This window comes from Kribbella sp. NBC_00382 (assembly GCF_036067295.1).
Lineage (GTDB): Bacteria > Actinomycetota > Actinomycetes > Propionibacteriales > Kribbellaceae > Kribbella.
Map to the genome: position 1 here is coordinate 6,219,395 of NZ_CP107954.1, position 24,658 is coordinate 6,244,052.

The 24,658-nt window shown below is 68.3% G+C and carries 22 protein-coding genes; 16 read left to right on the forward strand and 6 right to left on the reverse strand.

Features of this window, described 5'->3' with window-relative positions:
* Positions 1 to 11: 11 nt before the first annotated feature.
* The 9 genes from hrpB (at position 12) to OHA70_RS29650 (ending at position 10,407) form a co-directional block, all read left to right on the forward strand.
* Entirely contained in the window at positions 12 to 2,633 is a 2,622-nt protein-coding gene (gene hrpB, locus OHA70_RS29610) for an ATP-dependent helicase HrpB (RefSeq protein WP_328322984.1), read from the forward strand.
* Between the two features lie 9 nt (positions 2,634 to 2,642).
* Entirely contained in the window at positions 2,643 to 3,239 is a 597-nt protein-coding gene (locus OHA70_RS29615) for an RNA polymerase sigma factor (protein ID WP_328322986.1), read from the forward strand.
* A complete protein-coding gene (locus OHA70_RS29620) occupies positions 3,236 to 3,925 on the forward strand; it encodes a hypothetical protein (protein WP_328322988.1) in 690 nt (229 codons plus the stop codon). The genes OHA70_RS29615 and OHA70_RS29620 overlap by 4 nt, the downstream gene beginning before the upstream one ends.
* Positions 3,926 to 3,983: 58 nt before the next feature.
* Positions 3,984 to 4,649 (forward strand): hypothetical protein, encoded by a 666-nt coding sequence (locus tag OHA70_RS29625; RefSeq protein ID WP_328322990.1) that lies wholly within the window; start codon positions 3,984 to 3,986, stop codon positions 4,647 to 4,649.
* Between the two features lie 150 nt (positions 4,650 to 4,799).
* Positions 4,800 to 5,729, forward strand: a complete 930-nt coding sequence (locus tag OHA70_RS29630) for an ABC transporter permease (protein WP_328322992.1) — start codon at positions 4,800 to 4,802, stop codon at positions 5,727 to 5,729.
* Entirely contained in the window at positions 5,729 to 6,727 is a 999-nt protein-coding gene (locus tag OHA70_RS29635) for an ABC transporter permease (RefSeq protein ID WP_328322994.1), read from the forward strand. The genes OHA70_RS29630 and OHA70_RS29635 overlap by 1 nt, the downstream gene beginning before the upstream one ends.
* Positions 6,720 to 7,721, forward strand: coding sequence for an ABC transporter ATP-binding protein (locus OHA70_RS29640; RefSeq protein WP_328322996.1), 1,002 nt, complete (start codon positions 6,720 to 6,722; stop codon positions 7,719 to 7,721). Before OHA70_RS29635 ends, OHA70_RS29640 begins: the two co-directional genes overlap by 8 nt.
* Complete coding sequence (locus tag OHA70_RS29645) at positions 7,718 to 8,737, forward strand: ABC transporter ATP-binding protein (protein ID WP_328322998.1); 1,020 nt, start codon at positions 7,718 to 7,720, stop codon at positions 8,735 to 8,737. The genes OHA70_RS29640 and OHA70_RS29645 overlap by 4 nt, the downstream gene beginning before the upstream one ends.
* Entirely contained in the window at positions 8,734 to 10,407 is a 1,674-nt protein-coding gene (locus OHA70_RS29650) for an ABC transporter substrate-binding protein (RefSeq protein ID WP_328323000.1), read from the forward strand. The genes OHA70_RS29645 and OHA70_RS29650 overlap by 4 nt, the downstream gene beginning before the upstream one ends.
* A 1-nt stretch (position 10,408) precedes the next feature.
* Here OHA70_RS29650 and OHA70_RS29655 read toward each other — a convergent pair whose 3' ends face one another.
* Positions 10,409 to 10,906: a phosphatase domain-containing protein gene (locus tag OHA70_RS29655; RefSeq protein WP_328323002.1), complete on the reverse strand. Its 498-nt coding sequence runs from the start codon at positions 10,904 to 10,906 to the stop codon at positions 10,409 to 10,411.
* Positions 10,899 to 11,456: a GNAT family N-acetyltransferase gene (locus OHA70_RS29660; protein ID WP_328323004.1), complete on the reverse strand. Its 558-nt coding sequence runs from the start codon at positions 11,454 to 11,456 to the stop codon at positions 10,899 to 10,901. The genes OHA70_RS29655 and OHA70_RS29660 overlap by 8 nt, the downstream gene beginning before the upstream one ends.
* Positions 11,457 to 11,582: 126 nt before the next feature.
* Between OHA70_RS29660 and OHA70_RS29665 the strand changes: the two genes are divergently transcribed.
* From OHA70_RS29665 to OHA70_RS29690, 6 genes are read left to right on the forward strand one after another with little or no spacing between them, the layout of a single operon-like run.
* Complete coding sequence (locus OHA70_RS29665) at positions 11,583 to 12,713, forward strand: metallophosphoesterase family protein (protein ID WP_328323006.1); 1,131 nt, start codon at positions 11,583 to 11,585, stop codon at positions 12,711 to 12,713.
* On the forward strand, positions 12,710 to 15,484 hold the full coding sequence (locus tag OHA70_RS29670; RefSeq protein ID WP_328323008.1) for an AAA family ATPase: 2,775 nt from the start codon (positions 12,710 to 12,712) through the stop codon (positions 15,482 to 15,484). Before OHA70_RS29665 ends, OHA70_RS29670 begins: the two co-directional genes overlap by 4 nt.
* Before the next feature lie 29 nt (positions 15,485 to 15,513).
* Positions 15,514 to 15,837 (forward strand): hypothetical protein, encoded by a 324-nt coding sequence (locus OHA70_RS29675; protein ID WP_328323010.1) that lies wholly within the window; start codon positions 15,514 to 15,516, stop codon positions 15,835 to 15,837.
* A 4-nt stretch (positions 15,838 to 15,841) separates the two neighbouring features.
* Entirely contained in the window at positions 15,842 to 17,677 is a 1,836-nt protein-coding gene (locus OHA70_RS29680) for an SMODS domain-containing nucleotidyltransferase (protein WP_328323013.1), read from the forward strand.
* 53 nt (positions 17,678 to 17,730) lie between these two features.
* The gene (locus OHA70_RS29685) at positions 17,731 to 18,138 is read left to right on the forward strand and encodes a MerR family transcriptional regulator (RefSeq protein ID WP_328323015.1); all 408 of its coding nucleotides are present in this window, start codon (positions 17,731 to 17,733) and stop codon (positions 18,136 to 18,138) included.
* 19 nt (positions 18,139 to 18,157) lie between these two features.
* A complete protein-coding gene (locus OHA70_RS29690) occupies positions 18,158 to 19,156 on the forward strand; it encodes an aldo/keto reductase (RefSeq protein ID WP_328323017.1) in 999 nt (332 codons plus the stop codon).
* On the opposite strand, the gene OHA70_RS29695 is transcribed toward OHA70_RS29690, so the two are convergent.
* Positions 19,153 to 20,076: an alpha/beta fold hydrolase gene (locus tag OHA70_RS29695; RefSeq protein ID WP_328323019.1), complete on the reverse strand. Its 924-nt coding sequence runs from the start codon at positions 20,074 to 20,076 to the stop codon at positions 19,153 to 19,155. The two genes, OHA70_RS29690 and OHA70_RS29695, sit on opposite strands and share 4 nt — an antisense overlap.
* Here OHA70_RS29695 and OHA70_RS29700 point away from each other — a divergent pair.
* A complete protein-coding gene (locus OHA70_RS29700) occupies positions 19,957 to 22,908 on the forward strand; it encodes a helix-turn-helix transcriptional regulator (RefSeq protein ID WP_328323021.1) in 2,952 nt (983 codons plus the stop codon). The two genes, OHA70_RS29695 and OHA70_RS29700, sit on opposite strands and share 120 nt — an antisense overlap.
* Here the strand turns inward: OHA70_RS29700 and OHA70_RS29705 are convergent.
* The 3 genes from OHA70_RS29705 to OHA70_RS29715 all read right to left on the reverse strand — a co-directional run bounded on the left by OHA70_RS29705 (position 22,888) and on the right by OHA70_RS29715 (position 24,604).
* On the reverse strand, positions 22,888 to 23,166 hold the full coding sequence (locus OHA70_RS29705; protein ID WP_328323024.1) for a hypothetical protein: 279 nt from the start codon (positions 23,164 to 23,166) through the stop codon (positions 22,888 to 22,890). The genes OHA70_RS29700 and OHA70_RS29705 overlap by 21 nt on opposite strands.
* A gap of 101 nt (positions 23,167 to 23,267) precedes the next feature.
* Positions 23,268 to 24,002, reverse strand: coding sequence for an anti-sigma factor (locus OHA70_RS29710; protein WP_328323026.1), 735 nt, complete (start codon positions 24,000 to 24,002; stop codon positions 23,268 to 23,270).
* 5 nt (positions 24,003 to 24,007) lie between these two features.
* Complete coding sequence (locus tag OHA70_RS29715; protein WP_328323028.1) at positions 24,008 to 24,604, reverse strand: sigma-70 family RNA polymerase sigma factor; 597 nt, start codon at positions 24,602 to 24,604, stop codon at positions 24,008 to 24,010.
* Positions 24,605 to 24,658: the final 54 nt, after the last annotated feature.

A 24,658-nucleotide genomic window follows, 5' to 3' on the forward strand; every position in this document is an offset into this window, starting at 1 on the left:
GCGTCGGCGCTGTGCTGTTGCCTGATCCGTCGGTGCCTGGGGCCGACCTGCCTGTTCGTGCGGTGCTGCCCGCGACCGTTGAGGCGGTACGCCGGCACGGCACGGCGGTGCTGGTCGCGCCGCCGGGGTCGGGGAAGACATCCCTGCTGCCGCTGGCTCTCGCCGATGCTTTGCCGGGCACGATCATCGTGGCCGAGCCGCGGAGGATGGCGACTCGGGCTGCGGCGACCCGGCTGGCGATGTTGGTGGGTGAACCGCTCGGGCGGCGGATCGGGTACGCGATGCGGGGTGAGCGCAGCGGCGGGAAGGACCTCCGGGTGGAGGTGGTGACGACCGGGCTTCTGGTACGCCGGTTGCAGCAGAACCCGGAGCTGCCCGGGGTGGCCGCGATCGTGATCGACGAGTGCCACGAGCGACATCTCGATGCCGATCTGCTGCTGGCGCTGTGTGTCGATATCCGCACGAACTTGCGGGAGGATCTCGCGATCGTCGCGACGTCGGCCACCGCGGAGACGGTCAAGCTGAGCCGCGTACTGGGCACCGGCGCGGGTGCAGGCGGAGGCGCGGGCGAGGGTGAGGCGGCACCGGTGGTGACGGCGTCGGCGGCGATGTTCGGGGTGGAGATCGAGTGGGCGCCGCCTCCGGTGCCGGTGCCGATTCTGCCTGGCGGGCGGGTGGATCCGCGGTTGCTGGATCACGTTGCCGCGGTCGTCCGGAGGGCGTTGGCCGATAACGAGGGCGACATCCTCGTGTTTGTGCCAGGAGAGGCTGAGATCAACGGCGTCACACGCCGGCTGGCCGGGCAGCCTGAATTGCTTGTGGGGTCTGGTGCAGGGGCTCGGGCGGTTGTTTTGCCGTTGTTTGGGCGGCAGTCTCGGGCGGAGCAGGAGCGGGCGTTGGCGCCGGGGGTTGGGCGTCGGATCGTGGTGACGACCTCGGTGGCGGAGAGTTCGTTGACGGTGCCTGGGGTTCGGGTGGTGGTTGATTCGGGGCTTGCTCGGGAGCCTCGGACTGATCAGTCGCGGGGGCTTGGTGCGTTGGTGAGTTGCCGGGTGTCGAAGTCGTCGGCCGATCAGCGGGCCGGTCGTGCTGGGCGGGAGGCGCCTGGACGGGTCTACCGGTGCTGGTCCGCGACCGATCACGCGCATCTCGACGATCATCCCGCGCCGGAGATCGCCACCGCTGATCTCGCGGCCTTCGCGCTGGACCTTGCCGCGTGGGGTGCGCCGGGTGGTGACGGTCTGACGTTGCTGGAGCAGCCGCCGGAGGTGGCGATGAGCGCGGCGACCGAGCTGTTGCATCGCTTGGACGCCATCGACGACAACGGCCGGATCACCTCCAGGGGACGGCAGATGGCCGCGATCGGCGCCCACCCCCGGCTGGCCCGCGCGTTGCTGGATGGCACGTCGCGAGTCGGAGCCGACCGAGCCCGCGAGATCGTCGCGCTGCTCTCCGACGACTCCGGCCGAGACTTCGGCGACGACCTCCCGGCCCGCTGGCGTTCCCTCCGCCGAGGCACCGACCGCGCCGCCACCGCCCGCTGGCGAGAAGAAACAAAACGCCTCGGCCGCGGCTCGGAACCAACGACAGCCGGAGGCTCCCGGTCGACGGCCGATGGCGCTTCGGCCGGCCAGTCGGCGGGAGGTGCGGCGGGCGTAGTACCGGATGATTTGGCGGCGGGGATTGTTGTTGGGTTGGCTTATCCGGATCGGATTGCTCGGGCTCGGGAGGTGGACTCGGCGACTTATCAGATGTCGGGTGGGACGGGGGCCGTGCTGGATCCGCAGTCGGGGTTGCGGAGTACGCGGTGGTTGGCGATTGCGGTGGCGGATCGGGCGCCGGGCAGGGCTGACGCGCGGATTCGTTCTGCGGCGCCGATTGATGAGGCGACGGCTCGGGATATCGCTGGTGATCTGGTGTCGACCACAGATCAGATCCGGTGGGATGACGGGCGGATCGTGACCCGGCGGGTGGAGTCGTTGGGTGCGATCGTGCTCAATGACGTGCCGCTGACGAAGCCGGATCCGTTGCTGGTTCAGGCGGCTGTTCGCGATGGGCTGCGCCGTAGCGGGCTCGGCGTACTGCGATGGTCCGAGGCCGCCGACTCGTTGCGCGAGCGGCTCGCGTTCTGCCACGCGCACCTCGGTGAACCTTGGCCCGCAGTCGACGACGCGGCGTTGCTGGCTGGCCTCGACGACTGGCTCGAGCTCTCCTCGGTGCGTGGCGCGCGCGATCTCGCCCACCTCGACGTCGCCACGGCGCTCCGGCGACTTCTGCCATGGCCAGCCGCCACCCGGTTCGGAGAGCTCGCGCCGGAACGCATCCAGGTGCCGTCCGGATCTCAAGTGCGCCTCGCGTACGACGGTGCCGAGCCGCCGGTCCTCGCGGTCAAACTGCAAGAGGTCTTCGGCTGGACGACGACCCCGACCGTCGCGGACGGCCGCGTCCCGGTGGTACTGCATCTGCTCTCGCCCGCAAGACGCCCGGTCGCCATCACCAGCGACCTCGCCTCCTTCTGGGCTCAGGGCTACCCCCAAGTGCGAGCCGACCTCCGAGCCCGCTACCCCCGCCACCCCTGGCCCGAGGACCCCCTGACCGCTCCACCCACCAAGCGAGTCAAACCCCGCCAGTAGCTGGAACCGATGGCCCCACAGAGGTGTAGTGAGGGCGTAGGCAGCGAATGGGAGGCCGGGATCGGCGAGTTGGGCGAGGCGGAGATTCTGGCTCGGGTGCGCGGTGGGGAGACGGCCGCGTACGGCGAGTTGGTGCTGATGCATGCCTCGGTGGCGAAGCGGACGGCGGTGTTCCTGGGGGCCGGCGCTGATGCGGACGACGTGGTGCAGGAGTCGTTCGTGAAGGCGTTCCGGGCCCTAGGGTCATTCAGGGACGGCGCGACGTTCCGGCCTTGGTTGCTGCGGATCGTAGCTAACGAGACGCGCAACCTGATGCGGTCGCGAGGCCGTCGGGCGAAGCGCGAGGAGCTGGCGGTACTGCCGGAGGCGGTGCTCGATCCGGCGGATGAGGCGGCCGACGCTGAGCGGCGTGCTGAGTTGCTGGCGGCGGTACGGGGTCTGCCTGAGCAGTACCGGCTCGTGGTGACGTGCCGGTACCTGCTGGAGCTGGATGAGCAAGAGACGGCCACAGTCCTGGGCTGGCCACGAGGGACCGTGAAGTCGCGGCTGCACCGGGCTCTGGGGCGGCTACGGACGCAACTACCTGACAGGGAGGTGCAGCGATGACGTCATTGGAAGATGAGCTCCGGGCGCTCGGCCGCAGCGCCGCAGTGCCTCCTGTTGCGGACGGGCTGGCCGCAAGAGTGCTTGAGCGGGTTGCAGAGCCTCCGGTACGCCGTAGCTTCGGCGCGGCTCTCCGGAGTCGCTGGCGTTCGCTGTTGGCCCTCCTAGCGATCTTGCTAGCGGGTGCGCTCGTCGCCGAGCCAGTGAGGGCGCAGGTGGCTGAGTGGCTCGACATTGGGGGAGTGGAGGCCGTGCAGGTGCCTAGTGGGCCGACGACTGCTCCAGGGGCTCCGGAGGTGGTCGGAGATCTGACCGTGGCTGAGGCTGCCAAGAGTGCTGGGTTCACACCGGTGGTGCCCAAGGCACTGGGGACACCGAAGCATGTCCAAGCATCCGCTGGGTTCGTGGCGATGAGTTGGCGGACGGCGACTGGCGTCGTACGGCTGGAGCAGTTCCAGGCGGAGCCGCAGCCGTACTACTTCAAGAAGTACTACTCAGAGCTGGAGTATGTGCAGTCCATCGACGGCTACTGGTTCAGTACGCCGCACGAGCTCGTACTGGTGAAGAAGACCGGTGCCGAGCAGACAGTGCGGGTCGCGGGGCCGACACTGGTCTGGGTGCGGGATGGAGTGACGTACCGCCTCGAGGGTGTGCCGGAGAAGGATCGCGCGGTCGAGCTAGCCCGGTGATACGGGAACCAGCTGGCGGCTAGCGGTGTATCAAGGGCAGTCGAGTGAGGAGACCGCCATGAAGCACTGGGTACGCCGTACCGTCCTGCTGATCGTCCTGGGTATCGCCGGCGTCGGCACCCTCCCCGCCCACGCGGGCGGTCCGACCAGCGTCCTACTGAGCCGCCCGGACTCCGGCAAAGTGGTTGCCGCCGGCTACGACGACAAGTCGTACACCGAACTGCAGGAGCTGCTGACCACGGAGCCCAAAGGCCCTGACGACGGTGTGGACCATGCCGCCGGCACCTTCGTCCGGGCGACCTGGCTGATCCACGACATGACCCCATGGCGCCTAGACGTCATCTACCCCGACGCACCAGGCGGCCCGTGGATCGCGACCACCCAATCGGACCTGGGCACCGGCACTCTCCCGGACAAGCCGGTCTGGCACCGCGCCGCCGACGACGTGAAGCTCGTCAAACTCCTGGTCGGCCTCGGCCTGCTCCACGGCAAAGGCCACGACAATGCCGTCGGCGGCCCCACGATCCTTCCAGCGGCCCCGCAAACCCCGGCCGAGGTAGCCGCCGTGGACGACACCCCCACCACCACGGTCCTGAAAACGGAGCAGAAGCCGCTCCTCGGCTGGCGCTGGTCCATCCCCGGATTCCTGGCCGGCGCGGCCGCCGCCTACCTCCTGATCCGCCTCCTCCCACGCCGCAACTGGCAACTCGTCGACGAGGAGTAGTACACCGGTAACGCAGCGATCGGCGAGGCTTGACCAAACCCTTGTGCGTGGACTGACATTCTCATCATTCAAGATGTGGTGTGGATGGTGGGAGACTCTGGCCTACCGTCATTCGGCTTGGGGTTAAGTCCATCGTTGTCAGGAGTGCTAGTGAGTTCCTCGGTCGCTGCGGCCGTCTCACCGACCCGTCAGGCATTGCGTCGCGTGCGACGGGACCGGAGCGCGCGGTTGGGGGCGTGGCTGGTACTTGTCCTGGTGCTGGTCGCCGCCGCCGCGCCATTGCTGGTGAAGCTGGCCGGCCAGGACGCGTACACCTACAACATCGGGCTGCTCGACCCCGCGCGCGGTAATGCCCCGCGCGGCGCGGTCGGCGGTCTCAGCGCCGACCACTGGTTCGGCGTCGAACCCCTGACCGGCCGCGACCTGTTCTCGATCGTCGTGCTCGGCCTGCGCACCTCGCTGTTCATCGCGCTCGCCTGCACCGTCATCACGACCGTGCTCGGCACTCTCGTCGGGATCAGCGCGGCCTACTTCGGCGGCTGGTACGACGCGGTCGTGTCCCGCCTGCTGGACTTCCTGTTCGGCTTCCCGTCGCTCGTCTTCATGATTGCCCTCGGCATCATCGTGCCGACCGGCTTCCCGCGCTGGCTGCTGCTCATCCTGGTGATCAGCGTCTTCGGCTGGGCCGGTCTGGCGCGGCTGATCCGCAACCAGGCCAGGTCGCTGGTGACCCGCGAATTCGTCGAGGCGGCGCGCAGCGTCGGGTCGGGTGGCTGGCACGTGATCACCCGGGAGCTGCTGCCGAACCTGCTCGGCCCGGTCCTCGTCGTCGCGACCATGTCGGTCCCGGGCTACATCGGGCTGGAGGCGGGACTGTCGTTCCTCGGCGTCGGCATCCCACCGCCGACGCCGGATCTCGGCCGGTCGATCTCCGACTCGATCGTCTGGGTCTACACCGGTACGGACCCGTGGTTGCTGTTGTTCCCCGGCGCCGTGCTGTTCATCGCGGTCCTGGGCTTCACCCTGCTCGGTGACGGCGTCCGTGACGCCTTCGACGTACGGCTGCGGAGGACGAACTGATGCCCGACCTCCTCTGGTTCCTGATCCGCCGGCTGTTCTCGACCGTGCTCGTCCTGCTCGCGCTCAGCCTCGCCGTCTTCCTGATCTTCTACGCCCTCCCGGCCGACCCAGCGACGCTCGGCTGCGGCAAGCCCTGTACGCCGGACCGCCTGGAGCAAGCACGGCACTTCATGCAGCTGGACCAGAGCACCATCCAGCAGTACCTGGCGTTCCTGAAGGGCATCGTCGGCGGGCGGACCTTCGGTGAGGGCGGCGCCGCCGTGCAGTGCAACGCGCCCTGCTTCGGGTACTCGTTCCCGCTGGCCCGCCCGGTGACCACGCTGATCCTGCAGCGTCTTCCGGTCACAGCGTCGATCGCGATCGGCGCTGCGGTGATCTGGCTGATCGTCGGCGTCTCGCTCGGTGTCGGCGCCGCGCTCCGCCGGGGCAAGCTGTTCGACCGGCTCGCGGTCGGCGCAGCGCTGATCGGCGTCGCGTCCCCGGCCTTCCTGGTCGGCCTGCTTGCCATCCTCGTCTTCGGGTTCTGGCTGAACATGGTCCCGGTGAACGGCTACGTGCCGCTGACCGAGAGCCCGGTCGACTGGGCCTGGCACCTGGTCACGCCCTGGCTGGTGCTGGCCGCGATCTCGGCCTCCTCGTACATCCGGCTGACCCGTTCGCAGATGCTCGAGGAGATGAACCTCGACCACATCACCACCGCCCGGGCGAAGGGCGCCGGCGAGCGCCGGGTCGTCTACGTGCACGGCCTGCGCGGTGTACTGGTACCGATCGTCACCATCTTCGGCCTGGACCTCGGCGGCCTGCTCGGCGGTGCGATCCTGACCGAGAAGGTGTTCAGCATGCAGGGCCTCGGCGAGTTGCTGATCAGCGGTGTCAGCCAGCTCGATGTCGCGGTGGTGGTCGGCGTGACGCTGTTCGCGGCGTTCCTGGTGATCCTCGCCAATCTCGTGGTGGACCTCCTGCACGGCGTACTGGACCCAAGGGTGACTCATGGCTGACCGTCCCGTTCTGGAGGTCCACGACCTCCATGTCACCTTCAGTACCGAGGGCGGCCCGGTCCCTGCCGTGGCGGGGATCGACTTCGCGGTCGCACCCGGCCAGACGCTGGCGATCGTCGGCGAGTCCGGCTCGGGCAAGAGCGTCTCGTCAGCCGCGGTGATGGGCCTGCTGCCCAGCAACGCCGAGGTCGGCGGCGAGGTGCTGCTGGGCGGGCGTGAACTGGTGGGCCTGCCCGCTGACGAACTGCGCAAGATCCGCGGCAACGACATCGCGCTCGTCTTCCAGGACGCGCTCTCCGCGCTCAACCCGTACTACTCCGTCGGCTGGCAGGTCGCCGAGGCCTACCGGCTGCATCACGACGTGTCGAAGAAGGAAGCCTTCCAGCGGGCAGTCCGGATGCTTGATCTGGTCGGCATCCCGGCGGCGGCGCAACGGGCCAAGGACTATCCGCACGAATTCTCCGGTGGCATGCGGCAGCGCGTGGTGATCGCGATGGCGCTGATCAACGACCCGAAGGTGCTGATCGCCGACGAGCCGACGACGGCACTCGACGTCACCGTGCAGGCGCAGATCATGCGGCTGCTGGAGGACGTGCAGAAGGAGTTCGGGACCGCGCTCGTACTCATCTCGCACGACCTCGGGGTGGTGGCGGAGGTCGCGGACGACGTACTGGTCATGTACGCCGGACGCGCGGCCGAGCGTGGCTCGGTGAAGGACCTCTTCTACCGGGCAGCGCATCCGTACAGCCTCGGCCTGCTCGGCGCGATGCCACGGGTCGATGTACCGCCGCGGCATCGGCTCACGACGATCCCCGGCAGCCCGCCGTCGCCCGGCGCGATCAAGACCGGCTGTGCGTTCCAGCCGCGCTGCGCGTATGCGAGCAAGGTGGGGGAGCGCTGCGTCACCGAGCGTCCCGAGCTCACCCCGCGGCCTGGCGAGGGCTATCACGAGGCCGCCTGCCATCTCGGCCGCCGACCGGAGGTCACCCCATGACCGAGCCGACCACGCAGGACGAACTGCTCCGCCTCGACGGCGTGAAGAAGTACTTCGGTCTCGGTACCGCGCCCTGGCAGCGCTCTCAGTCGGTGAAGGCGGTCGACGGGATCGATTTCGTCGTCCGCCGGGGGGAGACCGTCGGCCTGGTCGGCGAATCGGGATCCGGCAAGTCCACCCTGGCCCGGCTCGCGACCCGGCTGCTGGATCCGACCGCCGGCAAGGTGTTCATCGGTGGTCAGAACGTCACCACCTGGCGGGGCCGCAAACTCCGCCCGGTCCGCCGCAAGATCCAGATGGTCTTCCAGGATCCGCAGGCCTCGCTCAACCCGCGCCAGTCCGTCGGCACGATCCTCACCACCCCGTTCCGGGCGCAGGGAGTCCGTCCGACCCGCGCGCAACTGGTCCAGCTGGTCGGCCAGGTCGGCCTGTCCGAGGAGCACCTCGAGCGCTATCCGCACGAGTTCTCCGGCGGCCAGCGGCAGCGGATCGGGATCGCGCGAGCCCTGGCGGTGAAGCCCGATCTGCTCGTCTGTGACGAACCGGTGTCCGCGCTCGACGTCTCGGTGCAAGCCCAGGTGCTCAACCTGCTGGCCGATCTGCGCGATGAGCTCGGCCTCTCCTACGTGCTGGTGGCGCATGACCTCGCGGTGGTTCGCCAGGTCGCCGACCGGCTCGCCGTGATGTACCTCGGCACGATCGTGGAGGAGGGGCCGGCGGCCGAGGTGTACTCGTCGCCGGCCCATCCCTACACGCGCGCGCTGCTGTCCGCCGTACCGGTGCCCGACCCAGGTGCGGTCCGGGACCGGATCGTGCTCAAGGGCGATGTGCCGACTCCGATCGACCCGCCCTCCGGGTGCCCGTTCCGGACCCGGTGCTACAAGGCCGAGGACATCTGCGCGACCACCCGGCCAGTGCTCGAACCAGTCGCCGGCGGCGCGCACCGGGTCGCCTGCTACTTCCCCGAGACCCCCATCGAACTCTCGAGCCCCCCAATGTCTGAGAGGACACTATGAAGCGCACCACCCGAGCGGTCGCGGTCGCGGCCGCACTGGCGTTGGCGGTCACTGCCTGCAACGCCAACGACAAGTCCACCCCGAGCGGTGCCGACACAGCGGCCGCCGGGCCGGGTGGCACCTTCCACATCCTCACCACCAGCAAGGAACTCAGCCTCGAGCCGGCCAAGAGCCAGAGCCTGGGGATCAGCGCGATCCACCTGGTGCTGCGCGGCCTGACGTCGTGGAAGACCAACCCGGACAAGTCGACGGAGCTCGTGCCCGACCTGGCCACCGACATCGGCCAGCCCAGTGACGGCGGCAAGACCTGGACGTACAAGCTGAAGCCCGGCCTGAAGTACGCCGACGGCTCGCCGATCGTTGCCGCTGACATCAAGTACGGTGTCGAGCGCTCCTTCGCCCCCGAGCTGTCCGGCGGTCTGGGCTACCACAAGTCGCTGCTGGCCGGCGGCCAGAAGTACACCGGGCCCTACAAGGGCGGCGAGCTCGCCTCGATCGAGACCCCGGACGAGTCCACCATCGTCTTCAAGCTGGACAAGGCCTTCGGTGACTGGCCGTGGATCGCCAGCATGCCGGCCTTCGCGCCGGTACCGAAGAAGGCCGACACCGACCCGGCGCACTACGGCGAGAAGCCGGCCGCCAGCGGTCCGTACCAGGTCAAGTCGTACGCGCCCGGCTCGAAGCTCGAGCTCGAGCGCAACCCGAACTGGGACAAGGCCACCGACCAGGCGCGCACCGGTCTGCCGGACTCGGTCGTCTACGACATGGGCCTGCAGGGCGACGTGATCAACCAGCGGCTGATCTCGGACTCCGGCGACGACAAGTTCGCCGCCACCACCGGTACGTCGGTACCGGCCGCGCTGATCCCGAGCGTCACCGGCAACCCGGCCGTGAAGGCGCGGGTGGCCACCTCGCCGTCCGGCGCGCTGATGTTCCTGGCGATGAACAACAAGCGCCCGGCGCTGGCCAACCCGGCCGTCCGCAAGGCGATCGAGTACGCCGTGGACAAGCAGGCCGTCCAGGTCGCCGAGGGCGGCCCGGAGTTCGGTGGCGAGATCGCCACGACGCTGATCACGCCGGGCATCGAGGGCTACAGCAAGTACGACCAGTACGAGGCGCCGCCGCAGGGCGACCCGGACAAGGCGAAGTCCATGCTGGCCGCGGCCGGGGTCAGCAACCTGAAGCTGACCATCGTCGCGGACTCCGAGTCCGGTACGCCGGTCGCGCAGGCGATCCAGCAGGGCCTGAAGCGGGCCGGGATCACCGTGACGATCAAGCCGATCCCGTCCGAGGCGCTCTTCGACTGGGTCACCGGGCCCAAGGGCGACTACGACCTGAACGTGTCGAGCTGGCTGCCGGACTTCCCGAGCGCGATCGGCAACATCCAGCCGCTGTTCGCGTCGTCGGAGATCGGCAACGGCGGGTACAACCTGGCCCGCTACTCCAACCCGGCGGTCGACACCGCGATCGCCGCCGCGACCGGCGAGCAGGACCGGGCCAAGGCGGCCGGCCTGTGGGGTGCGCTCGACAAGCAGGTCATGGCCGACGCTCCGGTCGTCCCGCTGCTCTACGCCCGCAACGCGTTCCTGCACGGCTCGAAGGTGCAGAACTTCTACCTGCCGGCGTACCCGCCCTACCCGAACACGCTGATCGTGGGCCTCAGCAAGTAACTCAGGTACGTCCTTCTGTTTCCTGAGCTTCGAAGAGGGTCGGCTGGGTCTCGGCATCGAGTCCCCAGTCGGCCCTCATCACGGTGTAGCCGGCTTTTTCGGCGGCGGCGCAGACCTTCACGTCGTCGTCGACTAGTACTGCGACCTGCCGCTCCTGCGCGAGTGTCCGGAGCCGGGCGAGCTTCATCATGGCCGATGGGCGGCGGTCGTTGTTGCCGCGCATCAGCAGCTTGCCTTCGGGGAAGCCGTTGTCCTCGAACCACTTCACAGTGTCCCGCCGGAGCCGCTCGGGCCGCCCGGTCAGGTAGACGATCTCGTGGTCCGCCGCCAGCGTCGTCGCGACCGCGAGTCCTTCGTCCAGTACGGCGTCGTCCTTGGCGTGGGCGAAGAACGAGTCCCAGTCCTTCGGCTTCTTGTCGAGAAACTTGATCCGCTTGCTGGTGTCGGACAAGGTCGCGTCGATGTCCAGGACGGCGTACGGGCGTGGTTCATCAGGCACGAGCCCCAGCTTCCCAGGTACTCCGATCGATCGCGTACTCGACCTCGCCGTACTCCGTCCCCGGCAGCGGGTCGTCGAACGCCACGTGGAAGACCCGGACGAACCGGAGCCCCGACTTCGCCATCACCCGCCGCGACCTGGTGTTGACCGCCATCGTGTCCGCGACCACCCGGGTCATCCCCAACGTGCCGAACGCATGGTCGATCAGCGCACGGGTGCCCTCGGTCGCATACCCCTGACCCCAGGCCGACCTGGTCAACCGGTATCCGACGTCGACAGTCCCCGCCTCGCCAGTCGGCTGCAACCCGAACCACCCGACGAACCGCCCACTCGACGTCTCGTGCGCCGCGAAGGTCCCCAGCCCCGGATGCGTCTCGTACCGCGCGAGGATCTCCGGCAGCACCTTCCGCTCCACCTCGTCCCGCGGCGTCGGCTCACCGGTCAGGTACCGCATCACCTCCGGATCGGAGTCCAGCTCCACCAGCAACTCGACATCCCCGCCCGTGAAACGGCGCAGTACCAGCCGCTCGGTCTCGAGATAGGTGTCCATGAAGTGATCCTCGCGACCCTGATCCGCCGCTTCAACTCGATTTAGTGTTCGAATGGCGGGCACTCCGGGGGTTGTGGGTGTGTTGATTGGGTGCAGGTGAGCACGCCGGGTTAGCGTTCTCGCGCGATGAAAGACTCGATCACCTTCCTGCACAGCTCTGACTGGCAGCTGGGCATGATGCGCCGGTTCCTGGGGCCGGACGGTCAGGCCCGCTGGGCCCAGGCGCGGCTGGACGCCGTCATGCGGATCGGGGACGTCGCCAAGGAGACCGGCGCGGCCTTCGTGGTGGTCACCGGGGACGTGTTCGAGCACAACCAGGTCGAGCGGCCGACGATCCTGCGCGCTTGTGAAGCGCTGAAGCGGATCGAAGTACCGGTGGTGTTGCTGCCGGGGAACCATGACGCGCTCGAGCCGGGGTCGCTGTGGTCATCGGCGCAGTGGTTGGGGCATGCGCCCGATCATGTGGTCGTGGTGACGGACAGCCGGCCGATCGAGATCGTGCCAGGGGTCGAGATCGTGGGGGCACCCTGGCGTTCGCGCCGGCCTGTGTCCGATCCGGCGGCTCCTGGGTATGCCGAGCTGAAGCCTGCTCCTGCCGGTACGACGCGGATCTTGCTCGCGCACGGGCAGCTGACCAGCCTCAGCGGCGGCATGTCGGACGTACCGACCATTGACCAGGTGGCGCTCGAGGCCGCTGTTGCCGATGGGCGGTTGCATTACGTCGGTCTTGGTGACCGGCACTCGACCACTGAGGTGACCGAGCGGATCTGGTTCTCCGGGACGCAGGAGGTCACGGCGCCGGAGGAGACGCACCCGGGCAATGTTTTGAAGGTGACGGTCAACGCCGCGCAGATCGAGGTCGAGCCGATCCGGGTCGGGGCCTGGCACATGGTCGAGCATCACGCGGAGCTGTACGACGAGGAGTCGCTGACCGCGCTGGAGGACTTCTTCGCCGAGTTGCCGGAGAAGGAGCGGACCTATGTCCGGCTCGCCGCCGACGGGTCGCTGCCGTTGCCGCTGCTGAGCCGGCTGGACGCGATGGTCGACGCGCAGGGCGAGGTCTTCGCCAGTGTCGAGCGGTGGGCGAAGTTCTGGACGGTACGCCCGGCGCCGGATGCCGCGGATCTGGACTCGTTGCAGTTGAGTGGTCCCGCCCGGGCCGCGATGGAGGAGTTGCGGCAGGCGCTGGCCGGTGGCGACGAGAGTGCCGGTGCGGCGCTGACGTTGATGCACAGACTGGCGCGGGACGCGGGATGAGGCTGCATCGACTGACGCTGCGGAACTTCCGTGGCGTCAAGGACCGTACCGTCGACCTGCCTGGCATCGGTACCACCGTGATCGTCGGCGACAACGAAGTCGGCAAGTCGAGCCTGGTCGAGGCGTTCGCGCTGGTCTTCGACTTCCCCGACGACTCCAAGTCGACCCGGATCCGAGACATCCAGCCGGTCGGCCAGGACGTTGCCCCCGAGGTCACCGTCGAGCTGACGCTGGGCGGCCGCGAGCTGGCCTACACCAAGCGCTGGCTGAAGAACCGTTCCACCGAGCTGTCCGTCGTCGAGCCCGACGGCCGCCGGCAGACCTTCACGGGCCGCGAGGCGCACAACGAGGCTGAGCGGCTGTTCGCGGAGAACGTCGATCCCGTGCTGTGGCAGACGTTGATGGTCGGTCAAGGCCAGTCCCTCGTACTTCCGACGCCCGCCGACGCCGAGCCGCTGATCACCGCGGTCACCGCAGAATCCGGTACGCCGGTCGATGGCGCCTCGATGCCACTGGTCACCGCCGTCGAGCACGAGTACCTGCGCTACTGGACCCGTGGCGGCCGTCCGACCGGCGATTTTGCCAAGTCGGCGCAGCACGTCGCGGCAGCGGAACTCGCAGCCGAGCAGGCGTTGAAGGCGATGGACGAGGTGCTCGCCGATATTCGTCGCGCCGAGCGGCTCGCACTCGACCTGGCTGACCTCTCGGGAAGACTCGACGCGCACCTCGTCTCCGTTGAGGGACTGCGCGAGAAGAAGAAGGCGACCGACGAGATCCTGCTCCGGCGGGACTCGATCCGCAGCCGCGCCGAGACTGCTCGTGCGCGTTTGGAAAACCACACCCGCACGCGGCTCGAACGCGAGCGGTTGCTGGTCGACGTCGAGCGATTCACCAAGGCCGATGCGGAGCTGGCCGAGCGCTGGAAGCACGCTGACCAGACTGCTCGCAAGGCGGCTGAGACGGTTCACGCTGCCGAGGCTGCGCTCGCCGAGGTGGTCGAGCTCAAGGATGAGCGGCGTGGCGAGGTCCAGGATGTGGAGCGGCTCGTCTCGTCGCTGATGGACCGGGCCGAGCTTGATCGGTTGCTTGGACAGCAGGCTGAGCTGATCGACGTACGGGCGCGGATCGCTGCGGCTGGTGCTGTGCTCGACGCGATCTTGGTCGATGACGCGTTGGTGAATGCGTTGGAGGATGCGCGGGCGAAGGTTGTCGAGGCTCGCGCGGCGCTGGCGGCCGGAGTACCGGAGGTGTCGGTACGGCGGCTTGGTGGTGAGGCTGTCGAGTTGTCGGGGACCGGGTTGGATGCCGGTTCGTCCAAGGTGCCTTCGTCGTTGGGCGAGGACGGCAGCGTTGAGTTGCTGGTGTCTGGCGAGTTGGTGGTCGGCGTACCGGGTGCGGTGGAGGTCCGGGTTCGTGCGGGTGGCGAGGCGGCGACGCTGCGGGCGGCCGTGGATGAGGCTGTCCGGCGTGAGAAGGATCTGCTGAAGAAGGCGCGGGTCAAGGACCTGCCGGCTGCGCGGGAGTTGTTGCGCAAGGGAGACCTGGCGTCGGCGGAGTTGCAGGAGGCCCGGCGTACCGAGCGGTCGTTGACGTCTGGCGGTGACCCGGCCGAGCGGATCGCGCTGCTGACCTCGCGGCTCGGGTTCGTCGAAGGCGAAGAGGCCGAGCAGCCGCCCGCGAAGCAACAGGCTCCGGTCGAGGACGTTCCTGGGCAGATGTCGTTGTTCGAGCAGTTCGAACCGGACGAGAACGCCTTTGATTTCGCGGATCTGGAGATCCCCGAGCCGATGGACGTCGGCGAGCTGGCGGTTGCGCAACGGCGGTTGGAGAACGCGCGGAGCGGGCTCGCCGAGGCCGAGTCGTTGCTGGCGGATGCGGAGTTTGCTGCAGCGCAGGCGCGTAAGGCGGCCGACGAGGATCGGTCGGAGGCTCAGCAGGCGCGGGCTCGGGCGGAGTTGGCGGGGGAGCGGTTGGCTGCTGCTGTCGAGTCTCTTGAGGCTGCTCGTTCGTTGCTGGCCGATGACGACGTCGAGGGCGCTGAGGTCGAGGCCACGGGTGAGGTCGAGGCTGTACTTGAGGAGCTGACCGCAGTACAGGAGCAGGTCGATGAAGCCGGGGCCGATCAGGTCGCGGGGGAGTTGGCGGATGCGCTGGCGGTCGCGACGCGGCTGCAGGGCGAGCGGGACGTACTGCGTGATTCGCTGCGCACCACCGAGGGCCGGCTGGAGCAATCCGGGCGGGACGGCCTGGCAACCCGGCGCGACACGGCTGAACTCGATCTGGCCGCTCTGCGCACCGAACACGAGAGCTTGAAGCGGCGCGCGGATGCGGCCCACCGGGTCTACGAAACCCTCGGCCGGCATCGGGCGGAGGCGCAGACGAAGTACTCGGAGCCTTTGCAGACCCGGATCGAGGCGCTCGGCCGCAGCGTCTACGGTCCGTCGTTCCGTGTCTGGCTGGATGACGACCTCGCTGTCGCCGAACGCGAACTGGACGGCGCACGACTCCGCGTCGAAGCCTTGTCGACGGGCGCCCAGGAGCAGCTCGCGATCATCACCCGCCTTGCGATCAGCCACCTGGTCAGCACCGGCGAAGGCAGCGTCCCGATCATCTTCGACGACGCTCTCGGCTGGTCGGATAAGGCGCGGCTGCGGGACATGGGCGCATTGCTCGGCCGGGCCGGCGACCATGGGCAGGTCATCATCCTGACCTGCATGCCGGACAGGTACGAGTACGTGCCGCGCGCGACGTACATCAAACTCGAGTCCTGACGGCCCGCTGACGTTGTAACGTGCCGCGCATGAGTTTGCCGGTCGTGCGCGCGTACACCGCTCGGTTCTCCGGTGCGCTGACTGCCTCGTCGCTCGATCGGCTCCGGGCGGTCAGCGGGTTGGAGGCCCGCGGGCGGCTCGATGACGAGCGGTCGGAGGAGTTCGGCGTACGGCGGCTGCGGGACACACCCGGTACGCCGGTGGTGCTGCGGCTCTACCGGGAGGACGGCCGGTGGTCGTTCGTCCTCACGTACCAAGGGGATCCGCCGGCAGCCGGTGAGTTGGCGGCGGTCCGCGATCAGGTGCGGGCGGCGGTTGCGGCGGCTGGCGTAGTACTGGATCAAGAGGCCTGAGCCGGTGTTCCCCGTCGATCCGGCCAACGGGTATCAGGTGCGGGCGCGGGACCTGGAGTTCCTCGGCTACTCGCGTGAGCAGCTCGAGTGGTGGCATGGCCGGACGGCCCCGAACGGGCTGACGCCTGGGCAGTTCCGGGAGTTCAGGTCGAGTCTGCTCGATGCGCTGCGCTCGGACGACGTACCGGCCGAGTCGGTCGAGGTGTTCCTCAAGGGGTCGAGCGTCAGCTTCTTCGCCAACAAGCGGAAGGCGTTGCCGACGCCGGCGGAGTTGGCCGATCAGCCGGTGGCCAAGGCGCGGCTGGAGCAGTGGCTCGGTGACGATGCGGATCGGCCGCAGTCGCGGTTGTTCGATGCGATGCACCGGCTCGGGCTGGAGCCGCCGAGTGATGTCGATCTGGTGATCAGCTCGGACGAGATGGTGCGGCGGGCACGGGAGCGGTTCGAGGCGGATCCGACGCACGGGCCTGACGACTACCTGCATCCGAAGTACCGGTTCGTCCGGAAGTCGTTGATGAACGAGACGTTCCCGAGCATCGCCGACTGGACGGATCGGTGGCAGGCGATGCTCGGCCGGGAGGTGACGCCGGCCGTGTTCGGGCTGCGGGAGGAGCAGCTCGAACCACCGGACATCGACCAGGCCGTGCGCTGGAAGATCGTCGGGCCGGAGGCCCTTGCGATGAACACTCTGGGGAGTGAAGCGGTGCGGCAGACGAGCTATGAGGACAAGCTTCGGATCACGCCGCCGGAGCTGCCGGTGCCGGGTATCGACCTGCGGATGCGCGCTGATCAGCAGCAGCGCGGGATTGATCGGGCGTTGCTGCGGTTCCTGGACTCTGAGGTCAGCCTGTCGGCCGATGCGTACCGCGTGCTGGGTCAGCGGGTGGCCGACGTCCGGCAAGCTTTTGTGGAGGATTCGCTCTTCGCTGCGAACGAGAATCGGCTGCTCGGACAGGGGAGTTGCTTCTACGGTACGGCGATCCAGCCGGTCGCCGGGCGCGGACTCGACGTCGACGTACTGCTCGAGCTTCCGTACCGGGCGGACTGGAATCCGCAGCATTATCTGGTCGAGGCCGAGCGGGCGCTGAACGAGAGCCGTACATGTGCGGGGGCGGCTCAGCGGCAGAGCCGGAACGTGCGGATCGACTTCCCGGGTGAGGTACACGTGGACGTCGTACCGATGGTGAAGCTGCCGTCGGGGGAGCGGGCGATCGTGAACTTCGACGAGAACGCCTTCCAGCCGGTCGATCCGGTCGGGATCGCGGAGTGGATCGACCAGCAGGACTCGCGGGCGGGTGGCAGCTTGCGGCCGGCTGTGCGGTTGCTGAAGTACGCGAACGCTATGGAGGGGAAGTTGCCGCTGGCTCCGATCGCTTTGACGATCCAGCTGGGTGAGCAGATCAAGAGATCGGGGCTCGATCAAGCAGGACTGACCGAGGACCTGCGCCAGTTGACCGATGGGCTGTGCGAGGCGACCGCTGACCCGTCTCGCAAGCCGCGGATCGATGACCCGAGCCGGCCGGACGTGAACTTCGATCATCGGTGGAAGCCGGAGGACTACCAGCGGTTCCGGGTCGGGATCCGGGAGTACAACGATCGGCTGGCGAACGCTCTCCGGACCGATCCGGAAGGGACTCGGGCCGATGTGTGGTTGCCGGTGTTCGGGAAGGACTTCGCGCAGTACCTGGACCGGGTGGAGGCGGACAGTTCGTTGCAGTTGTCGGCAGCGAAGGCTTTCGGCGGGAGTGCGCCGGCGGCTCGGGCTGTGGAGGGCGTGGGCGGACAGGGATCGGCGCGGCGGGCGGCATCACGTAGTACCGGCGAGCGTGGGCGTGAATGAAAGTCGCTGAACGGGGTTGACCTGGAGTGCACTCCAGGTAGTTGGCTAGGGGCATGACCTCGATTCAGGTGCCGGACGGTGGGGTGACGATCGGTGAGGCGGCCCGGGTGACTGGGTTGTCGATCGATACTTTGCGGTACTACGACCGCGAGGGGCTGCTGGGGGAGTTGCCGCGGGACGGCGGTGGGCGGCGGCGGTTCGATCAGCTCAGCATCGGGTTGCTGGATGTGCTGATCCGGTTGCGGCGTACTGGGATGCCGATCGAGCAGGTACGGCGGTTCACCCGGCATGTGCGGGAGGGCGATCGCGACCGGGCCGGGCGGCTGGCGTTGCTGCGGGAGCACCGGATCAAGGTGCTCGAGGATCTGCAGCAGTTGCAGGCCGATCTCGAGGTCATCGACTGGAAGATCGCGGCCTACCAGGCCGCCGAGGACGGCATCGATCCGCCGCCTCGCGACTGACTTTTGCGATGGGACACAGATGACTGAGGCAATGAGCAAGAAGCTCGGCGGGCGTACTACGAGCGCGCTGGGAGTCGGATGCTGGGCGATCGGCGGGCCGTGGGTGGCCTCCGGGCGGCCGGCCGGCTGGGGTGAGGTGGATGACGAGGTCAGCATCCGGATGATCCACACCGCCGTCGAGGCCGGCATCCGGTTGCTGGACACAGCTGACGTCTACGGCACCGGGCACAGCGAATTGGTGGTCGGCGAAGCGTTGCGTCGACTGCCGTCCAGCGTCCGCGACGAGGTGATCGTCGCAACCAAGTTCGGCAACCTCTTCGACGAGACCACCCGGATCGCCCAAGGCCAGGACGTCTCACCTGCCGCGATCCGCAACGCCTGCGAAGGAAGCCTGCGCCGCCTGGGTGTCGAATCTCTCGACCTGTACCAAATGCACGACGGCGCCGGCACCGCCGCCGCTGCCGAGGACGTAGTGGCAACCCTCGACCAACTAGTTGCCGAAGGCAAGGTCAAACAGTTCGGCACCAGCGTCGACGCCCCCGAGGTAATCGCAACCTACGGCAAGGCAACGGCCGTAAGCGTCCAGTCCCAACTCAACGTCTTCGGCCACAACCCCGAGGTCTTGGCGACCGCCCACGAGTACGACCTAACAGTCCTGGCCCGAACCCCACTAGCCATGGGCCTGCTAACCGGCAAGTACAACCTCTCGAACCGCCCCGCCGAAACCGACGTCCGCCGAGACACCCCCTGGTGGACCTACTTCGACGACGACACCATGACCGACTGGCTCCGCCGCCTGGAAGCCGTCCGAGAAATCCTCACCACCAACGGCCGCACCCTAACCCAAGGCGCCCTCGCCTACCTCTGGGCTCTGGACCCGATCATCATCCCGCTCCCCGGAGCCCGAACCCCGGAACAGGTCAGCGAACACGCGGCCGCCATCACCTTCGGCCCGCTGACCGACGCCGCGCGCCAGGAAATCGACACCCTCCTAGCCGACTCCCCAGAACGGCACTAGTCGAGGACCGCGCCGAGAAACTCATCCACCCGCCCGTACCAAACGCAGTGCCCGGCAGCGACGACCGACCTGACCCGAAAGCCGAGCCCCTTGAGTTCACCAGCCCGCTCCGGCGAAACGAACCGACTGGGCTCGGCTCGGATCAGTACCGAGGGAATGCTGGTACTCGGCGGACCCGGTAACGGATTTCGGTCGTATCTCAGCTGCAACGCCACCGCCGTCGCCGGATCGAACTGGCGAGCAGCCTCCGCTTCGACCCTGCGATCTTCTTCGGACCACGCGGGCTTGCTCACCCGCAACTGCTCAACGGTCCGGCCGGCTTTGGCGCCGCTGAACCGGGCCAGCAGTTCGTCAGCGCCGGCACCCGTATCGGCGGGCGAGAACGGCACGTCGACGTAGACGGCTCTCGCCGGACGCAGGAGCGGGAGAGCAGCAGCGAGCACGATGGCCCCGAGCGAGTGCCCGATAGCCAGTTCGACCACAGGACCGGGCGCGGCTCGAGTGTCCAGTTCGGCCCGGACGGTTTCGGCAACGGACTCGGCGTACGACTCGATCGTTGGATCGGCGGTTGCGGGTGAGCGTCCGTGGCCAGGCAGATCGACACCAATCGCCCGGTAGCCGCGGCCGGCCAGAGCTGGGCCCAGCTCGTGAAACTGCCGGGCCGACCCCAACATCCCATGCACCAGCACGGCGATCTTGTCGCCAGCACCCCACGCCAGCCGGTTCAGCAGCACGCAGTGTCTGACGCCGGCGAGGCGCGACTGGTTGGCGGATGGGTGGGGGTGGGGGAGCATGAGGGGATGGAAGCGGGCCGGGTGGCCGCTGGCTGGGGGCTTGCTGGTCGGGGTGTTGAGCAGGAGTTGCTCGAGGGTGCCTTGGGAGGGGCTGCGGGCGGGCGGCCCCGTGCGGTGGTCGTGCATGGTGAGGCCGGGGTGGGGAAGACCCGGCTGGTTCGGGAGGCGTGCGGCGATCCGGAGCTCCTCGTGCTGTGGGGCGCCTGCGTTCATTTCGGTGGTGGGACGGTTCCGTATGCACCGATCATCGGGGTGCTGCAGGACTGGTATGCCGGAGCGGATCCGACGGAGCGTTCGGAGGTACTGGCCGGCGCCGACGAACTGGGAGCACTGCTGCCGGCCATGGGGACCGGGCGGATCGCACCGACCATCCGCCTGATCCCGTTGATCGACACGGTCCTCAACCGGATCGCGGAGCGCCATCGAACAGTCGTGGTGATCGACGACCTGCACTGGGCGGACGTGGCTTCGCTGGATGTGCTGGCCTACCTGATCACCGGCTTCCGCGGGCAGCGGCTGACCGTGCTTGGGACCTGCCGGGACGAGAACCGGACCGAGGGACACCCGCTGCACAGCTGGCTCGCGGACATGCGGCGGATGCCCGGCTTCGAGGAGATCCACCTCGACCGCCTCGACCTGGACGCCACAGCGATACAGCTGGAGCAGTTGCTCGGACAGGTGCCGGATATCGAGCTTGCTGCCCAGGTGCAGTCGACCTCGGGAGGCAACCCGTACCTCACCGAACTGCTGGCCCAGCAACTGTCCGGTGGGGAATCCGTCTTACCGGCGACTGTGCCGCAAGCTCTCCGCGACGCGCTCTTGGCCGCCTGGCACAAGCTGTCCGCGCCGACTCGTCAACTGGTCCGAGTGCTCGCCGTCGGCGGCCGCCCGACCACCCTCCCGATCCTGGCCGCCGTCGCATCGGAGCACGGCATCGACACCGACGTACTGTCCGCGTGTCTCGGGGAGGCCCAGGTCGGGGGAGTTCTCAGAGCCGAGTCGACCGACAAACCGTGGTTCCGCCATCCCCTGCTCGCCGAGGTCCTGTACGCCGAACTGGCGCCACTCGAGGCCGCTCGCATCCATGCCACCTACCTCGAGGTGCTGGAGCCCCTGGCTGGTCCGGCGGAAGCTGCCGACCTCGCCGTCCACAGTCAGCATGCGGGTCGTGTCGACGACACCTATCGCTGGTCGAAGCTCGCCGCCGATCACGCGACCGACCTGCGCGCGCCCGCCGAGCAAGCTATCCAGCTGATCCGGATGTGCGACCTGTGGGAGCAGGTCTCGCCGACCATTCGTGGCACCGCCGCCGACCGGGTGGAACTCGTCCTGCGGGCCAGCGCGGTCTGTCTGCGGGTCGGCCGGGACGACATCGCGATCGACCGGCTCAACGAGGTGATCGGCTTGGTCGACCGGGATCGTGAACCGCTCCAGGCGAGCAACCTGCTGGTCGACCGAAGCATTCTGCGCTGGCACCGGACCGAACCGATCGAGGCCGTGCTGGCGGACATCCACGAGGCTCAGGAGCTCACGGCCCCTTTCCCGGAGAGCGCCGAGCACGCCCGGGTCCTGGCTGAGCTCGGATCCGCCGAAGGCTGGATCGGTAGCCCCGAGGCACTCAGGCACGCGGAAGAGGCCGTGTGCATCGCCCGCGGTGCCGGCTCCGAACGGGTGCTGGCCGAAGCGCTGACCGCACGAGCGAATGCGATCCTCGACCACTCCACGGTACGAGCCCTGACGGACGCACGGGCAGCCGAACCGCTGGCACGCTCGTCCGGATCGATGGGCGACCTACTGAAGGCCTTCGTGTGGCAGGTGAACGCCCTGGTTGGCCTCGGGAGGATCGAGGAGGCAACCGAGGTTGCACTGCGCGGGTACAGCGAGCTCGTCGCGCCCGGGCCGGACCTGTTCGCGTACTCCCTGGCCTACCTGGCCTGTGAAGGTCTGCTGCCGTCGGGGCGCTGGAACGAGTGTCGCGAACTACTGCGTACCGCGCTTGCCGCCCGGTGTGTGGGCATCGCCGGCGCCGCTATCAGATTGACGGCCGCGACGCTGGCGGTCCGCTGCGGCAGCCTGCCGGAGGCAAGACAGCATTTCGATCGCGCTCGTGAACTGATCTCCGATGACTTCCTGGGAGTGCGGGCCGCGTTGGCGGAGGGTGGCGCCGAGGTCCTCGTCGCCGAAGGGAAGCCCCTGCAGGCGCTGCATTGGCTCGACAACAAGTTGAGCCGACCGGGCGGCGTACCGAGGGATGATGACGACGACCTGCTGGTGCCTTACGCGAACGCTGCGGCAGAGGCCGCACGGATGGCGCGCGATGCCGGTGATCCAGCGGCCGCCGGCGAGGTCGTCGCGATGCTCGGCGAGGTGGTCAGCGATTGGCCGTGGGAGCCGTTCACCACCGTACGGCCGGACGCGGCGGTGCAATCGATGAATCAGAGCCTCTTCCTCGCCGAGGTCGCGCGCTGCCGCGATGACCCAGACCAGCCTGGCCGATGGCGAGTTGCGATCGAAGCCTGCGAGGCCGCGAACGCGCCGTGGCACCAGGCTGTCGCGCAATGCCGATGTGCTGAGGCGACGGTGGCTGCTGGTCAGCCGGCGGTCAGTGTCAGTGAGTTGATGCGGCGGGCACACCACACTGCCGCCGAGCTGGGTGCGGAACCGTTGCAGGACAGCGTCGCGGCGCTGGCCCGGCGTACGCGGATCAGCCTTCGCGAGCCGGCAGCTGTCGCCGCCCCTGGCCAGTCGCGCACGCCGCTGTCCGCCTTGACCGCGCGGGAGCTGGAGATTCTGGGCTTCCTCGTCGCCGGCCGTTCGAACGGCGAGATCGCGAAGGAGCTCTTCATCAGCGGCAAGACGGTCAGCGTGCACGTCTCGAACATCCTGCGAAAGACCGGTACTGCGAGCCGTCTGGAGGCCGCTGCCCTGGCCGAGCGGCTAGGCGGTCCGAAGGGTTGAACGACGCCGGTACAGCCAAAGACCGGTGACGGCCAGACCGGCGCCACCCACTGCGCCGGCGCCGGTCTGCAGCGCTTCGGCCAGGCCGTCGTCGACCGCGACTACCTGCGTGGGTCCTGGCACGTCGATGAACATGACGGCGTCGCCACCACCACCGCCGCCGGGTTCGACGTTCTGGGCCGATGCCTGTGACGTTGCGGCGACGGCCGTACCGCACACCAGCACCGGTACTGCGATGAATGCATACCTGAGTTTCATGGCTCCTCCTCGCGGCGCGAATCGCCGCCTGCCTCCACGATCGGACGGCAGTGGAGGAGCCACATCAGGCTTACTGCCTTAGATTTCTCACCCGTTCGCCCTTAGGCCATCGGGATGACGGTGGCGGTGGTGAGGGTGGGTTGGGTGGCGCCTGGTTTGTTTTCGATGGTGAGGCCGAAGGCGATCTTGTCGGCTACGCCGCCTTCGATCAGGTGGGGGCCGTCGGTGGTGGTGAGGCCTACCGAGTGCATGTCCTGGGACTTGTCGCTCAGCCAGAGTTGGTAGGTCTTGTTGTCGGGGAGTTTGGGGAGGTTGTTCAGCAGGACGATGGCGGTGTCCTTGGTGGGGGACACCACGACTGCTGCTTGGCCGCCGGTTTTGAGGTTGGCTCGGACGGTTTTGGCGTCCGGCTCGGCTAGGAGGGACGCCAGTTGCTGGTTCTGGCGGTGGGCCTCGGAGTTGTCGCGGTACTGGTCGATCGCTATGCCGCCGGCGCCGGCTACCAGGAGTCCGGCCGCGGCCAGGCTGAAGAGGGAGCGGCGGGTGAAGGACTTGCGGTGGACAGCGATCGGCTCAGCGATCGGTACGTCGGGCCTCACCAGCGGGTGTAGTTGGCGGGTGGTGGCGATCTCGGCGAGGACGCGCGACTTCAGGGCCGGCGGCGGCTCGGTGGCGACCGCAGTACCGAGTTTGTTGGCCGCCTCGCGGAGCTCCGCGACCTCGGCGCTGCAGGACTGGCAGTCGGCGAGATGCGCCTCGAAACCGATCCGCTCGTCCTCGGGCAGTGCATTCAGTACGTAGGGACCGGTCAGCGCGTGCACTTCCGGTGTCGTCATGGCCCTCACCTCCCCGTCACACCCAGGCAGTCGCGCAGCCGGATCAGGCCGTCGCGCATGCGTGCTTTGATCGTCGCGAGCTTGGCGTCGAGCAACTCCGCCACTTCCCGGTACGAGTATCCGCCGTAGTACGCCAGCGTCACCGACTCCCGCTGCAGCTCGGTCAGCGAGGACAGACAGTGCCGGACCTGCTCCACCTCGAGGTTCGTCGTCACGGCTTCGGCGACCTCGTCGTACTCCGTGGTCGAACTCGCCGCCGCGACCGCTTGCTCCCGATCGGTGGACGACTGCTCCGAGCGAACCCGGTCGATCGCCCGGCGATGCGCCATCGTCAGGACCCACGAGGTGAGCGAGCCGCGATCGGCGTCGTACCGAGTGGCAGTGCGCCAGATCTCGACCATCACCTCTTGGGTCACCTCCTCGGACTGTGCAGGGTTGCGCAGTACGCGCCTGATCAGGCCGTAGACGCGGGGCGCCATCAGGTCGTACAGCTCAGCGAACGCGTCGGTGTCGCCGCGTGCCACCCGCGCCATCAGGTCGGCCGGGCTACCAGCAGCCGGGTCGACAACCCGCGGCCACGGTAAGGCGGTCTCCTCGCTCACAAGGCGCTTCCTCCGACTCGGTTGGAATGGTCGCCTGTACTTCGGAGCGCGATG

Excerpts from the sequence above, each read along its gene's own strand:
- OHA70_RS29615 (WP_328322986.1), top strand. The coding sequence starts at position 2,643 with ATGGCCCCACAGAGGTGTAGTGAGGGCGTAGGCAGCGAATGGGAGGCC.
- OHA70_RS29620 (WP_328322988.1), top strand. The coding sequence starts at position 3,236 with ATGACGTCATTGGAAGATGAGCTCCGGGCGCTCGGCCGCAGCGCCGCA.
- OHA70_RS29625 (WP_328322990.1), top strand. The coding sequence starts at position 3,984 with ATGAAGCACTGGGTACGCCGTACCGTCCTGCTGATCGTCCTGGGTATC.
- OHA70_RS29635 (WP_328322994.1), top strand. The coding sequence starts at position 5,729 with ATGCCCGACCTCCTCTGGTTCCTGATCCGCCGGCTGTTCTCGACCGTG.
- OHA70_RS29640 (WP_328322996.1), top strand. The coding sequence starts at position 6,720 with ATGGCTGACCGTCCCGTTCTGGAGGTCCACGACCTCCATGTCACCTTC.
- OHA70_RS29645 (WP_328322998.1), top strand. The coding sequence starts at position 7,718 with ATGACCGAGCCGACCACGCAGGACGAACTGCTCCGCCTCGACGGCGTG.
- OHA70_RS29650 (WP_328323000.1), top strand. The coding sequence starts at position 8,734 with ATGAAGCGCACCACCCGAGCGGTCGCGGTCGCGGCCGCACTGGCGTTG.
- OHA70_RS29660 (WP_328323004.1), bottom strand. The coding sequence starts at position 11,456 with ATGGACACCTATCTCGAGACCGAGCGGCTGGTACTGCGCCGTTTCACG.
- OHA70_RS29665 (WP_328323006.1), top strand. The coding sequence starts at position 11,583 with ATGAAAGACTCGATCACCTTCCTGCACAGCTCTGACTGGCAGCTGGGC.
- OHA70_RS29670 (WP_328323008.1), top strand. The coding sequence starts at position 12,710 with ATGAGGCTGCATCGACTGACGCTGCGGAACTTCCGTGGCGTCAAGGAC.
- OHA70_RS29675 (WP_328323010.1), top strand. The coding sequence starts at position 15,514 with ATGAGTTTGCCGGTCGTGCGCGCGTACACCGCTCGGTTCTCCGGTGCG.
- OHA70_RS29685 (WP_328323015.1), top strand. The coding sequence starts at position 17,731 with ATGACCTCGATTCAGGTGCCGGACGGTGGGGTGACGATCGGTGAGGCG.
- OHA70_RS29690 (WP_328323017.1), top strand. The coding sequence starts at position 18,158 with ATGACTGAGGCAATGAGCAAGAAGCTCGGCGGGCGTACTACGAGCGCG.
- OHA70_RS29700 (WP_328323021.1), top strand. The coding sequence starts at position 19,957 with ATGGAAGCGGGCCGGGTGGCCGCTGGCTGGGGGCTTGCTGGTCGGGGT.
- OHA70_RS29695 (WP_328323019.1), bottom strand. The coding sequence starts at position 20,076 with ATGCACGACCACCGCACGGGGCCGCCCGCCCGCAGCCCCTCCCAAGGC.
- OHA70_RS29705 (WP_328323024.1), bottom strand. The coding sequence starts at position 23,166 with ATGAAACTCAGGTATGCATTCATCGCAGTACCGGTGCTGGTGTGCGGT.
- OHA70_RS29710 (WP_328323026.1), bottom strand. The coding sequence starts at position 24,002 with ATGACGACACCGGAAGTGCACGCGCTGACCGGTCCCTACGTACTGAAT.